We start from the raw sequence: 12,765 nt of genomic DNA on the forward strand, positions 1-12,765 counted from the left end.
GGCCCCGTGGCCGAGCACCGTAGCGACGTCCGCGTCGAACCGGCCCACCTCGTGCCCCGGCACGCGATCGACGCGGTGCTCGGCGAGGTGACCGACGCCTCCCGCTGCTGGTGCCGGTGGTGGATGCTCACCAACGCCGAACACGAGGCCACCACCGGCGACAGCCGGCGCGGCGCCCTCGACGCCGAGCTCGACGCCGGCGACAGCCCCGGGCTCATCGCCTCCGACGGTGGCACCCCGCTCGGCTGGGTCGGCGTGGCTCCCCGCCCGCGGTACCGCCGCATCCCCCGCACCCGCGCCATCGTCACCGCGGCGGGCGACACCGACTACGACGACGAGGGTGTGTGGTCGATCGTCTGCTTCACCATCCCCCGACCGCACCGCGGGCGCGGCCTCGCCCACGTGCTACTCGACGCCGCCATCGAACACGCGATCGCCGCCGGCGCGCACACCATCGAGGCCTACCCGCACGACACCGCCCAGGCACCCCGCGCCGCCGGCGCCCTCAACAGCGGAACCCTCGCCCTGTTCCAGGCGCACGGCTTCGCCGAGGTCGGCCGCAGCGGCTCGCGCGTCGTCGTACGCGCCCCTGCCTCCCTCACGCCCCGATGAGTTCCGCGTACGGCCCCTCGTGCAGCGCGAGGTACACCCGGTCGCGCAGCGCGTTCGCCTCCGCGTCGGTCAGCGTGCGGTCGAGCGGCCGCAGCACCACCCGCACGAGCGCGTTCACCTGACCGTCGACGATTCCGAGCCGCGCCCGCGCCGCCTCCGGCAGCTCCGCCGCCAGCGTGCGCGCGATGACGGCAATCGATTCGAGGTCGTCGGCATGAGCATCCAGCGCCGCGCGCACGCGGTCGCCGACCGTCTCGTCGTCCTCCCCCGCCCCGATCACGACCGACAGGTCGCGGGTGATCGGCGGCATCGCCGACACCGGACGCCAGGGCGACAGGTCGGCCAGCTGCGATCGGATGCGCGGATCCGTCGACCGCAGCACCCGAATGTCATCGATGCCCTTGCGCAGCATCACCGCGCGATCGAGCCCCATGCCGAGCGCGAGCCCCGACCAGCGGCGCGGATCGAGCCCGCAGCGGCGCAGCACGCCCGGGTCGATGAGCCCGCACTCGGCGAGCTCAAGCCACTCGTCGCCGTGCCACGCATCGATCTGACGGCCGTCGACCGTGTACGGATGCTCGGCCGGCACCGCGCGCCAGCGAGCGCCCGGCAGCACCGCCTCGACCAGCGCGCCGGCGAGCTCGAGCAGCTCGTCGACCGTGCGCCGCTCGGGCGCGCTGACGCGCCACACGTCGACCTGGTGCGGCGTGCCCACGTGGGTGCGGTCGATGGCGTCACGCCGGTGCACGACGCCCGGCAGCACGAGCACCTCGTCGCAGTCGCTGGCCGGGTCGAGCGCGCGCAGCACCGCCGGGATGCCCGCCGACGTGTGGCTGCGCAGCATCACCGTGGGGCTCACGTAGTGCGAGTAGCGGCGGTCGCGGGTCACCGCGACGGCCGAGAAACCCAGCTCGTCGTAGTTGTCGCGCGTCAACACGAGCGGGCTCGAGCGCACCACGCGGTGCGGCGCTCCGCCCGACGCTGCGACCGCCGCCACGGTGACGGCCTCCAGCATCAGGGCGAGGGCGTGCGGGGGTTCGCCCGCCGGCGCGCTCAGGTCGCGCACCGCGAGGGCGGCCGCCACCGAGGGGGGTGAGAGGTACATGATCGTGAGTCCTTCCGAAACGGTCGAGTGTGGGTGGGGTTCCCCTCGACCGAGTCGGTGCGACTCAGGCGACCAGTGTCTACGCGTGCAGCGTCAGCCCGAGTCGGCCGGTGTTCGGCCGAGGGCTGAGAAATCGCACGGATGTGGTCATGCGAGCAGAGTAGCGGAGCCCCGGCATCGACGAAAGCGCCCCACGGATCCGCCGGTCATTCCGCCCACTCCCAGATCGGCGACCGCTCGATTGCTACGCTTGAAAACAGGCAGCGTTACCCGGGCCGAGACGTCAAGTCGTGCGCAACGCGGGAGTGGTGAGGGATCGAATCGGCCAACGCGTGATCCCGAGAAACGCACTGAGTCGCTTGCGCGTGCGCTTGCGGCAATCCGTTTGCGGCCCGCCGGATCACTGTCACGCTTCGCGGTCGGTAATTGTGCCAGCGCTGGCAACGTGTCCGGCGATGGTTATCGCTCGCCTCTGCGGCGTCGAGCATCACAAAGGATGGGAGTTCATTGGACATCGACCAGTTCAATCTCGTCCTGGTGGCCGTCAGCCTGGTTGTGATCGTGGCGGTTGCGGCGGTGAGGGTGTCCACGCGAGCCGGTTTACCCACCCTGCTCATTTACTTGGCTCTCGGGCTTTTTCTTGGCGAAGCGGGCCTGGGTCTCGAGTTCGACGACGCGGCGCTCGCCCAGCTCTTGGGGCTGGGACTACTCGCGATAATCCTCGCTGAAGGTGGTCTCACGACGAGGTGGTTGGACATCAAGCCCGTCCTTGGCCCCGCTCTCGTGCTGGCAACCTTCGGCGTCGCGGTCAGCATCGCTGTGACTGCCGGTATTGCGTACTGGCTGCTAGATGTTAACCTGCAGACCGCATTGCTATTGGGAGCAGTGGTCTCGTCCACCGACGCGGCGGCTGTCTTTGCGGTTATGCGTCGACTCCCGGTGAAGCCACGGCTCAAGGCGACGCTGGAAGCAGAGTCGGGGTTCAACGACGCCCCCGTCGTCATCATTGTTGCCCTCCTTGTATCTGACGCGTGGGAAGAAACGAACGTGTGGGCTGCTGGCGGGCAGATGCTGTACCAGCTCATCGTGGGCGCCGCACTCGGGTTCGCGATCGCCTGGCTTGGCGAACTGGTTCTGCGCCGCGCAACTTTGCCCTCATCAGGTCTCTACCCCATCGCGACAATCGCAATCGCGATCCTGGCCTTCGGCACAGCGGGAGTCATTGGCGCGTCGTCATTCATGGCCGTTTACATCACAGCCCTGCACCTTGGCAACGCCAAGTTGCCGCATGCGGGACAGACGCGAGGCTTTGCGGAGGGACTCGCCTGGCTTGCGCAGATCGCACTGTTCGTTCTTCTCGGGCTCCTCGCGAGTCCTGCGCGCCTTGTCGACGCGATCATCCCGGCTCTGATCATCGGAACCGGCCTGTTGCTGGTCGCCCGGCCGCTGTCCGTCCTGGTCTCCGTCTTGCCGTTCCGCACACCGTGGCGTGATCAGGCGTTTCTCTCATGGGCCGGACTGCGGGGTGCTGTGCCCATCGTGCTCGCGACGATTCCGATCAATGCGGGGCTGCCCGCGGCGACGCAGATCTTCGACATCGTATTTGTGCTCGTCGTGATCTTCACGCTGATTCAGGCCCCTGTCTTGCCGTGGCTCGCGCGCCGCCTCCGGGTCGATCACGTCGACACCGAGCCCGTTCCCGATGACGAGAGCAAGCTCAGCGTCATCGAGTTTCAATTGCCATCGGAGTTGTCGATCGAAACGGGCATCCAAGAACTGGGCCTGCCAACGAAAACGGTCGTCGCTGCGATACATCGAGGCGGAAGAACTTTCGTTCCCGATGCTTCGACGGTCCTCCAGGCGAGGGACCGGCTCGTCATCGTCGTTCCGAAGCGATCCCTAGCCGGCGTCGAGAAGTGCCTACAAGAGATGGTCGGTGGGCACATCAGGGCAGAGAAGCCCCACTCCGACCCGGAGGCGTAACTAACACGTCTGACAGGACACACGCGAACACGTCCGCCACCCGAAGGGTCAGCAGAATCCGTCGCGAGAGGGATGCGCGCATCCAGTCACATTGATTGACTGGCTGTCATGAACGACCAGCCCCGCTCCCCCGACGGCCCTCCCGCGAAGAAGCGCGACGACGGACAGGAAGCGTTCGTGCCCATCGGCATCGTGTTCATCATGCTGGGCGTCGTGTTCCTCATCACGAACGACGGCATGGGGCCCGTCGCGTGGACGTTCATCCCGGTCGGCTTCACCTTCCTCGTGCTGGGCTTGAGCGCCGTGTCGTCGAAGCGCTCGCGGTGCGACATCGACGGCTCGGCGTGAGCGCGGCCTCGGCACCCATGCGTGTGCGCACCGCGCGCGCGTTCGGGCGCGGGTTTTTGTACGGTGCGGTCGGGGCGTTTCTCGCCGCGCTCATCCTGTTCGCCATGGGCCGGGCCGGCACGGCCGTCGCCCTGCTCGTCGTCGGGGCCGTGCTCGTCAGCCTCGGCGCCACACTGCTGAAGCGCGTCGGTGAGGCGCAGCGCGCCGGGCGCGAGACGGTCGAGTAGGCGCGCCCGCTATCCGGTCGGCAGCTGCGCGCGCAGTCGCGGCCAACTCGCGGCAAACCCCGGATGCAGCGGCAGATGCTCAACGTCGCCGACGGCGACCCAGCGCAACTCGATGCTCTCCGCGTCGCCGAGCACCGGGTCGAACAGTTCGTCGACGCGGGCGACGACGGTCGTGTAGCTCCAGAAGCCGAGGTCGTGGTGGCTCTCCCACAGCACCGTCACGGCGTCGAGCGGAACCCCCGCCTCCTCGTGCGCCTCGCGCACGGCAGCCGTCGCGGCGTCTTCGCCGAGCTTGCGCGCCCCGCCGGGGATGCCCCACGTTCCGCCGTGGTGCGACCACTCGGCGCGGTGCTGCAGCAGCACCCCCGCCGTCGGGTGCCACGCGAGCAGGCCGGCCGCCCCGAAGCGGCCCCAGTACCGAGTGCCGTCGGGCCCCTCAACCCAGGCGTCGCCCGGGTCGCGCAGGTGCGGCGGCGGAAGGCGCGGCGGCGTGCTGCTGCGGGCCGCATCGGCCGGGCTAGGCGCCGCACTCTCCATAGCCGAAGGCTACGCGCGTTGCCTGCGAGAACGCGCGCGGCCAACGCGATCAGCAGCTACCGCTGCCTCCTTTCGCGGTCCGGCGCCCGAGACGGGCACCGGCGAGCTCCGCGGCGGAGGCCAGAAATGGCCTCCGCTGGCAGCGCCTAGCGCTGCCTCCTTTCGCGGACTCGCATATTCACAACGATCGGCGTCCCTTCGAAGCCCCAGGTCTCGCGCAGGCGACGGGTGATGAAGCGTCGGTACTGCGGGTCGAGGAACTGCGTCGTGAACAGCACGAAGGTCGGCGGGCGCGTCGAGGCCTGCGTACCGAAGAGGATGCGCGGCTGCTTGCCCCCGCGCACCGGGTGCGGGTGCTCGGCGACGAGCTCGGTGAGGAACGCGTTGAACTTGCCCGTCGGAATACGCGTGTCCCACGACTCGAGCGCCGTCTCGAGCGCCGGAACCAGCTTCTCGAGGTGGCGGCCCGTGCGGGCCGAAATGTTGACGCGCGGGGCCCACGACACGTGCGCGAGATCCTGGTCGATCTCCCGCTCCAGGTACCGGCGGCGCTCGTCGTCGAGCAGGTCCCACTTGTTGAAGGCCAGCACGAGCGCGCGGCCCGATTCAAGCACGAGGTCGATGATGCGCACGTCTTGCTCGCTGATCGGCTGGGTCACGTCGATCAAGACGACCGCAACCTCCGCCTTTTCGAGCGCGGCGGCCGTGCGCAGTGAGGCGTAGAAGTCGGCGCCCTGCGCCATGTGCTGGCGTCGGCGAATGCCGGCGGTGTCGACGAAGCGCCACACCTTCCCGCCGAGCTCAATCTGCTCGTCGATGGGGTCGCGGGTGGTGCCGGCGAGCTCGTTGACGACGACGCGCTCTTCGCGGGCGGCCTTGTTGAGCAGGCTCGACTTGCCGACGTTGGGTCGGCCGATGAGGGCAACCCGGCGCGGCCCGCCGAACTCGGTCTTCGCGACCGCCGACACCTCGGGCAGCACCGTCAGCACGTGGTCGAGCAGGTCGGCCACGCCACGGCCGTGCACCGCCGAGGTGGGCCACGGCTCGCCGAGACCCAGGCTCCACAGGGCGGCAGCCTCCGGCTCCTGGCGGGCATCGTCGATCTTGTTGGCGACGAGAATGACGGGCTTGTTCGAGCGGCGCAGCATCTTGACGACGAACTCGTCGGTCGCGGTCGCGCCGGTCATGGCGTCGACGACGAACAGCACCGCGTCGGCGAGCTCAACGGCGACCTCGGCCTGGGCTGCGACGGAGGCGTTGATGCCCGACGCGTCGGGCTCCCAGCCGCCGGTGTCGACGAGGGTAAAGCGGCGCGTATTCCACTCCGCCTTGTACGAAATGCGGTCGCGGGTGACGCCGGGCTTGTCTTCGACGACCGCTTCGCGGCGGCCAAGGATGCGGTTGACGAGCGCGCTCTTGCCGACGTTTGGCCGGCCGACGATCGCGAGCACCGGAAGGGCCGGTAGCGTGACGATGCCGTCTTCGCCGAGTTCGGCGCCCTCCAGTAGCGCAAGGTCGTCGTCGTCGAGGTCGTAGTCGGCGAGGCCGGCGCGCAGCGCGTCGGCCCGCTGCTGGTCGAACGCGGCACGCTCCGGGTCGTCGTAGTCGGCCGGCTCGGCGGTCGACTCGAGGGATTCGATGTCGGCGTCGTCAAACTCCGGCGCGCTCGCCGGGCTGCCGGGGTGGTCGGGGGTGTTAGTCATGAGGAAGTCCAGAGCGCACGATGTCGATGAGCGCCTGCACCGTCTGCTCGAAGTCGATGTCGGTGGAATCAAGGGTGATCACACCTTCGGCGGCCGTCAGAAAGTCGACGACGCGGGAGTCTTGGCGGTCCCGCGAGGCCAGCTGCTGCGCGGTCGCTTCGGTCGACTGGGCGCTCACCTCGGCCGACCGTCGGGCAATTCTAGCCTCTTCCGACGCGGTCAAGAGAACGCGCACCGGAGCATCCGGCGCCACGACCGTCGTAATGTCGCGGCCCTCGACGATGACCCCGGGTGCGGGATGCTCGTCCATCAACCGCCGGAACATCGCGTTCAGCGACTGCCGCACCTCCGGCACCCGCGCGACGGCCGACACGACGGCCGAGACGCGCGGCTCGCGGATGTCGGGCGTGATGTCTTCGCCGCCGACCCGCACGTAGTAGCGGTCGGGGTCCATGCCGGTCGCGTAGTCGAAGGCGCGCACCCGCTCGACCACCGCATCCGGGTTCTCGACGTCGACCTGCTCGTCGAGGCAGTGCCAGGCGAGCGCGCGGTAGGCGGCGCCGGTGTCGAGGTAGGCGTAGCCGAGGCGGCGGGCGGCCTCCTTCGACACGCTCGACTTGCCACTTCCGGCGGGGCCGTCGACGGCCACGACGATGTCGCTCACGGGTGCTCCTTTACGGTCGGAGGTCAGTCGGTTCCGGCGGCGGCAATCTTCCAGCCGCGCGCCTCTAGCTCGGCCACGAGCCGCTCTTCCGCCTCGGGCACGACCGACACTTCGGCGAAGCCGACGGGCGCGCCGGGCGAGTGCTCGAGCCGGAGGTCTTCCATGTTGACGCCGAGCTCACCGATCTCGGTCAGCAGACGGGCGAGCTGACCCGGGGTGTCGTCGATCATGACGACGAGCGTCGCGTACCGCCGGTCTTGGCCGTGCTTGCCCGGAATGCGCGCGACGCCGACGTTGCCCGCACCCATCAGGTCGGCGATCGTGCGGCGCGCGCCGGGAGCATCGGGATGCTCGAGGGCGTCGATCGCGGCCGTCACGTCGTCGCGCAGCCCGCGCAGGATCGCCGCCACGGGCGCGGCGTTGGCGGCGAGAATCTGCACCCACAGCCCCGGATCGCTCGAGGCGATGCGCGTGACGTCGCGCAGACCCTGTCCCGCGAGCCCAACCGCGCCGTTCGACGCGGTGCGCAGCCGCGCGGCCATGACCGTCGACACCAGCTGGGGCACGTGGCTGACCATTGCCACCGACTCGTCGTGCTCGGCGACCGTCATCTCGATGGGCACGGCGCCCACGTCGAGGATGAGGTCTTCGATCGCCCCGGCCCGCGCGTAGCTGATGCCGTCGTGCCCGGCGAGCACCCACGGGCGCCCGACGAACATGTCGCTGCGCGCCGAGATGGGTCCGCCGCGCTCGCGCCCGGCCATGGGGTGCGTGCCGAGGTAGCGGCTCACGTCGGCGCCCATCGCGATCAGCTCGCGCAGCACGCTCTGCTTCACGCTCGCCACGTCGGTCACGAGGGCAGTCGGATGCGCGGTCAACTCGGCCGACACCGTCACGGCGGTCACGTCGGGAGGAACGCAGACGACAACAAGCCCCGGTTCGTCGTGCCGGCCACGATCGGCCGACGCGGCACGACCGGCGCCGTAGTCGACCGCCAGCTTGACCGCCGTCGGCGACAGGTCGTCGAGCGTGACGTCGACACCGCGCTCGCGAAGGGCGAGCCCGATGCTGGTGCCCAGCAGACCGGCGCCGACGATGCGCACGCGCTCGTTCAGGCGTCGGTCGGTCATCGTGTTCCTCGGTGAGAGCGGGGACGGCGGGTGGTGGGTTTTTTCGCGGGGCGCGCGTCGGCGGTGCTGCCGGTGTCGACACCGTCGCGCGCCGCGCGCGCCAGGGTCAACAGCGCACCGCGCTCCACTGTAGTGAGTTCGCGCACCGCGCCGAGCTTGAGCGGCCCGAGGTGCAGGGGCCCGAACTGGCGCCGCACGAGGTCGACGACCGGGTGCCCCACCTCGGCCATCATGCGCCTGACGATGCGGTTGCGCCCCGAGTGCAGGGTGAGCTCGACCATGGTGTGGCCGTGCTGCGGGCTGCCGATGACCTTCACGGCATCGGCGTGAATCGGCCCGTCCTCGAGTTCGACGCCGGTCTTGAGCTGGGTCAGCGTCTTCGGTGCGACGACGCCGCGTACTTTCGCGATGTACGTCTTCTCGACGCCGAACTTCGGGTGCGCGAGCACGTTGGCCAGCTCGCCGTCGTTCGTCAGCAGCAGCAGGCCGCTCGTGTCGGTGTCGAGCCGGCCCACGTTGTAGACCCGTTCCTCGAACCGGTCGGCGTACTGCCGCAGATCGGGCCGCCCCTGCTCGTCCTTCATGGTGCTGACGACGCCGCGCGGCTTGTTCAGCATCAGGTACCGCTTCGTCTGATCGAGCTGAATCGCCACCCCGTCGACGGCGATCTCGTCGGTTTCGGGGTCGATGCGGCGCCCCAACTCCGTCACGACCTCGCCGTTGACGGTGACGCGGCCGGCCTCGATGTACTGCTCGCTGACCCGGCGCGAGGCGACCCCGGCCGCCGCCATGACCTTCTGCAGCCGCTCCCCCGTGGGGGCCGCCGCGTCATCCCACGGCGGAATCTCGAACGAGCCGCCCCGGGCATCCCCGTTATCGGACGTCATCGAAGCCGTCCTGTCCGTCGTCGAGCAGCGGCGAGATCTGCGGCAGCTCGTCGAGCGAGTTGATGCCGAGCTGGGTGAGCAAGAGGTCGGTCGTTTCGTAGTGAATCGCGCCGGTTTCCGAGTCGGTGAAGGCTTCCGTAATGAGCCCGCGGCTCAGCAGCGTGCGCACCACCGAGTCGACGTTGACGGCGCGGATGCTCGCCACGGCTCCCCGAGAGATCGGCTGCTTGTACGCGATCACCGCGAGCGTCTCGAGCGCCGCCTGCGACAGCTTCGCCGGCGCCTGCGTGTGCACGAAGTCGCGCACGACGTCGTCGAACTCGGCGCGCACGTACAGCCGCCAGCCGCCGCCCACCTCGCGCAGCTCGAAGCCCCGGCGCGGGCGCGCAGGAGCGTCGGGGCCAGCAGTCGGGTCGGGCTCGCCGTCATAGTCGGCGACGAGGGACGCGATGGCGGCGCGCACCTCCTTCACGGGGCGGCCAACCGCGCTCGCCAGCCCCACGACGCTCTGCGGTTCGTCGACGACCATGAAGATCGCCTCGAGTGCGCGGGCGAGGTCGACGCCGTCGGCGAGCCCGGCGCGCTCGGGAGCGTCGGCGGTTTCGGTCACGGTCTCACTGGCCATACTCGGCTCCCAGGTTCACAAGATTTTCGTCGCTCCAGTGCTCGGCGGTCCAGCGCACGGTGAGTTCGCCGAGCGGTTCGAGCTGTTCGAAGCCGATCGCCGCGTGTCGATACAGCTCGAGCAGGGCGAGGAAGCGGGCGACGATGACGCCCATCTGATCGGCCCCGGCGATGAGCTGGCGGAAGGTGAGGGGCTCACCCGCGCGCAGCATGCCGACCACGTGGGCCGCCTCCTCGCGCACCGAGATGAGGGGCGCGTGCAGGTGGTCGAGCCCGACAACCGGCAACTCTTTGGGCGTGAACGCCAGCAGCGCGAGCGCGGCGAAGTCGTCAAGGCTGGTGGTCCAGCGCAGCTCGGTGGTCGTCTGCCGGAAACGATCTTCCAGGCGCACGCTGCGGGTGTGGCGCGCCGTCTCGGCGGTGATGCGCTCGGCGAACCAGGCGCTGACCTCCTTGAACGCGCGGTACTGCAGCAGGCGTGCGAACAGAAGATCGCGGGCCTCCAACAGCGCGACGTCTTCCGCGTCGACCAGCTCGCCCTGCGGCAGGAGGCTCGCGATCTTCAGGTCAAGCAGGGTCGCGGCGACGACGAGAAACTCGCTGGCCTCGTCGAGTCGCTCGGCGCCCTCGAGCGCGCGCAGGTAGGCGATGAACTCGTCGGTGACGGCCGACAGCGACACCTCGGTGATGTCGAGTTCGCGCTTCGTGATGAGGCTCAGGAGGAGGTCAAAGGGGCCGTCGAAGTCGGCGACGGCGACGCGGAAGCCGCCGCGTGCATCCGGCGCACTGTCCTCAGCCTCGACGACGACGGCGTCAGGCGGCGTGGCCACGGGCGATCAGCTCCCGTGCCAGCTGGCGGTAAGCGCTGGCGGCCGGGTGGTCGGGCGCGAACGTCGTGATGGGGGTGCCGGCGACGGTCGCGTCGGGAAACTTCACGGTGCGGCCGATCACCGTTTCGAGTACGGCGTCACCGAACGCCTCGACCACCCGTTCGAGCACCTCGCGCGAGTGCAGGGTGCGTGCGTCATACATGGTGGCGAGAATCGCGTCGAGCTCGAGCGCCGGGTTCAGCCGGTCTTTCACCTTGTCGATCGTCTCAACGAGCAGGGCCACGCCGCGCAGCGCGAAGTACTCGCACTCCAGCGGAATCAGCACGCCGTGGGCCGCCGTGAGGGCGTTCACCGTCAGCAGGCCGAGGCTCGGCTGGCAGTCGACGAGAATCACGTCGTACTCGTCAAGCACGGGCCGCAACACCCGAGCGAGAATCTGCTCGCGCGCGACCTCGTTCACGAGGTGAACCTCGGCCGCCGACAGGTCGATGTTGGCGGGCACGACGTCGAGGCGCGGGGTCGAGGTCGACTGGATCGCAGCGTGGATGTCTTTCTCGCGCCCGATCAACAGGTCGTAAATCGTTGGCACATCGTGGCTCGCAACACCGAGGCCCGCCGACAGGGCACCCTGCGGGTCGAAGTCGATGGCGAGCACGCGCCGGCCATACTCGGCGAGCGCCGCCCCCAAGCTGATCGTGGTCGTCGTCTTGCCGACGCCGCCCTTCTGGTTGCACAGTGCGATGACGCGCGCCGGGCCGTGACTGGTGAGGGGCGTCGGTTCGGGAAAACTGCGCAGCGGGCGGCCGGTGGGGCCGGGCACCATGTCCGACATTCCCGGGAGTTCAGGTGCCTCGTGCTGGTCGCCGCTCATGGCAGTGAAGTCTAGTGTTCACGCAGGGTTCGGCCTTCGCGACGAGCCGTATGGGCACGTGAACGCTGGCCTGGGCGCGCGAGGGCGTTGGCGCCGCGCATCCACCCCTCCTGCGGCCTCGTTTCCGGGCGTTGTGCGTGCTTGACTGTCGCCCATGGACCCGACGGAGGGTGACGACCTCGCGGCTCGCGACACCGAGGCGCTGATGGCGATCGCGTTCGGGCGGCCCACCAACGAGCAGGGAAGAGCCCGCGCCCGCGAGGCTGCCGCGATCCTCCAGGAACGCGCGGCGCGGAGAAACGGTCCGGGCGCGGCCGATCTCGAACCTCTCCCCCCGCCGGTCGCCGTAGATGAGCCCGAGCGGGAGCCGCGCTGGCGCGCTCGACGCCGCACGACAGTAGGCCTCGTCGCGCTCCTGTGTGCGTGCACGCTCATCGGGGTGTTCATCGGCTCGGCGGCGGAACGGTGGGGAGCGGCCGGTGCCGGTGACTCGCTGCAGGTATTCGACAGGACTGCAACGCTGGAGGAGCTCGACATGCTCACGCGCGTCTTCGGTCCCGGTAGAGAGGGCGACGCCCGACTCATCCACACCGCTGAGTCACTGTCCTTGTATGGGGTGCGCTTCCTTAGCGACAGCAACGGAGGGATCAACACTGGACCGCAGATCTGCGTCGTCGCGCTCGCGGACGGGTTCCTGCAGACAGCCGAGCAGTGCGTGCCCGAGGCCGTCTTCCGTGAGCAGGGAGTGACGGGCTTCTTCCCGCTCGTTGATCGCGGCATCTACCCGAGTGTCCTCGGCGGTTTCGGTTACACGTGGGGCCCTCGCGGCGACATCGAGGTTCGCGACCTCAGCAGCAGCCTCAACGCCTCGGCGATCTACAGCGCGCAGGAACTCGCTCAGGGACTCGACGTTCCCTCCATTCAGGCATTGGGCATCGCCCGACCACTGGCGAACACCGGGCTCACCCTCCACGATGTCGAGTTGGGGCCGATCCAGATCGGCGCGGTTGGATCGGTCGCGCTTCTGGGAACAACCCGGATGGCGGCAGGGCCGGACGCTCCCCGCATTGTTTGCCTCACGGCCATGCACTCCCGTGAGACCATCGCCGACGCGTGCACGCCGATGGATCAGTTCCGCGAGGAAGGACTGCGCGAGCGCATCGAGTTCGGCGGGAGCACCTTCACGGTTGACTGGTCGCCACGGCGCGGGGTTCTCGTCGACCGCAGTGGGGAATGAGCGCGCG

At 69.4% G+C, this 12,765-nt stretch carries 14 protein-coding genes; 5 read left to right on the forward strand and 9 right to left on the reverse strand.

Annotated features, from left to right (window positions below; all coding sequences use genetic code 11):
* The first annotated feature begins 6 nt into the window (after nt 1–6).
* Complete coding sequence (locus ACK4SC_RS07290) at nt 7–612, forward strand: N-acetyltransferase family protein (RefSeq protein WP_409616640.1); 606 nt, start codon at nt 7–9, stop codon at nt 610–612.
* Here the strand turns inward: ACK4SC_RS07290 and ACK4SC_RS07295 are convergent.
* Complete coding sequence (locus ACK4SC_RS07295) at nt 599–1,717, reverse strand: hypothetical protein (protein ID WP_409616643.1); 1,119 nt, start codon at nt 1,715–1,717, stop codon at nt 599–601. The genes ACK4SC_RS07290 and ACK4SC_RS07295 overlap by 14 nt on opposite strands.
* A gap of 507 nt (nt 1,718–2,224) precedes the next feature.
* Between ACK4SC_RS07295 and ACK4SC_RS07300 the strand changes: the two genes are divergently transcribed.
* The 3 genes from ACK4SC_RS07300 (at nt 2,225) to ACK4SC_RS07310 (ending at nt 4,275) form a co-directional block, all read left to right on the forward strand.
* Nucleotides 2,225–3,700, forward strand: a complete 1,476-nt coding sequence (locus ACK4SC_RS07300; RefSeq protein WP_409616646.1) for a potassium/proton antiporter — start codon at nt 2,225–2,227, stop codon at nt 3,698–3,700.
* 108 nt (nt 3,701–3,808) lie between these two features.
* Nucleotides 3,809–4,048: a hypothetical protein gene (locus ACK4SC_RS07305; RefSeq protein WP_409616649.1), complete on the forward strand. Its 240-nt coding sequence runs from the start codon at nt 3,809–3,811 to the stop codon at nt 4,046–4,048.
* Between the two features lie 17 nt (nt 4,049–4,065).
* Complete coding sequence (locus ACK4SC_RS07310) at nt 4,066–4,275, forward strand: hypothetical protein (protein WP_409616652.1); 210 nt, start codon at nt 4,066–4,068, stop codon at nt 4,273–4,275.
* A 9-nt stretch (nt 4,276–4,284) separates the two neighbouring features.
* On the opposite strand, the gene ACK4SC_RS07315 is transcribed toward ACK4SC_RS07310, so the two are convergent.
* From ACK4SC_RS07315 to ACK4SC_RS07350, 8 genes are all read right to left on the reverse strand, one after another.
* Nucleotides 4,285–4,812 (reverse strand): NUDIX hydrolase, encoded by a 528-nt coding sequence (locus tag ACK4SC_RS07315; RefSeq protein ID WP_409616655.1) that lies wholly within the window; start codon nt 4,810–4,812, stop codon nt 4,285–4,287.
* Nucleotides 4,813–4,958: 146 nt separating this feature from the next.
* Nucleotides 4,959–6,515 (reverse strand): ribosome biogenesis GTPase Der, encoded by a 1,557-nt coding sequence (gene der / locus ACK4SC_RS07320; RefSeq protein WP_409616657.1) that lies wholly within the window; start codon nt 6,513–6,515, stop codon nt 4,959–4,961.
* On the reverse strand, nt 6,508–7,179 hold the full coding sequence (cmk, locus tag ACK4SC_RS07325; RefSeq protein ID WP_409616660.1) for a (d)CMP kinase: 672 nt from the start codon (nt 7,177–7,179) through the stop codon (nt 6,508–6,510). Before cmk ends, der begins: the two co-directional genes overlap by 8 nt.
* A 23-nt stretch (nt 7,180–7,202) precedes the next feature.
* Entirely contained in the window at nt 7,203–8,309 is a 1,107-nt protein-coding gene (locus ACK4SC_RS07330; protein ID WP_409616663.1) for a prephenate dehydrogenase, read from the reverse strand.
* Nucleotides 8,306–9,196, reverse strand: a complete 891-nt coding sequence (locus tag ACK4SC_RS07335) for a pseudouridine synthase (protein WP_409616666.1) — start codon at nt 9,194–9,196, stop codon at nt 8,306–8,308. The genes ACK4SC_RS07330 and ACK4SC_RS07335 overlap by 4 nt, the downstream gene beginning before the upstream one ends.
* The gene (scpB, locus tag ACK4SC_RS07340; protein WP_409616669.1) at nt 9,183–9,821 is read right to left on the reverse strand and encodes an SMC-Scp complex subunit ScpB; all 639 of its coding nucleotides are present in this window, start codon (nt 9,819–9,821) and stop codon (nt 9,183–9,185) included. The genes ACK4SC_RS07335 and scpB overlap by 14 nt, the downstream gene beginning before the upstream one ends.
* Nucleotides 9,811–10,650, reverse strand: a complete 840-nt coding sequence (locus tag ACK4SC_RS07345; RefSeq protein ID WP_409616671.1) for a segregation and condensation protein A — start codon at nt 10,648–10,650, stop codon at nt 9,811–9,813. The genes scpB and ACK4SC_RS07345 overlap by 11 nt, the downstream gene beginning before the upstream one ends.
* Nucleotides 10,634–11,521, reverse strand: coding sequence for a ParA family protein (locus tag ACK4SC_RS07350; RefSeq protein ID WP_409616673.1), 888 nt, complete (start codon nt 11,519–11,521; stop codon nt 10,634–10,636). Before ACK4SC_RS07350 ends, ACK4SC_RS07345 begins: the two co-directional genes overlap by 17 nt.
* A 154-nt stretch (nt 11,522–11,675) precedes the next feature.
* Between ACK4SC_RS07350 and ACK4SC_RS07355 the strand changes: the two genes are divergently transcribed.
* Nucleotides 11,676–12,758: a hypothetical protein gene (locus ACK4SC_RS07355; RefSeq protein WP_409616675.1), complete on the forward strand. Its 1,083-nt coding sequence runs from the start codon at nt 11,676–11,678 to the stop codon at nt 12,756–12,758.
* The last annotated feature ends 7 nt before the right edge of the window (nt 12,759–12,765 follow it).

This window comes from Microcella sp. (genome assembly GCF_046293215.1).
GTDB lineage: Bacteria > Actinomycetota > Actinomycetes > Actinomycetales > Microbacteriaceae > Microcella.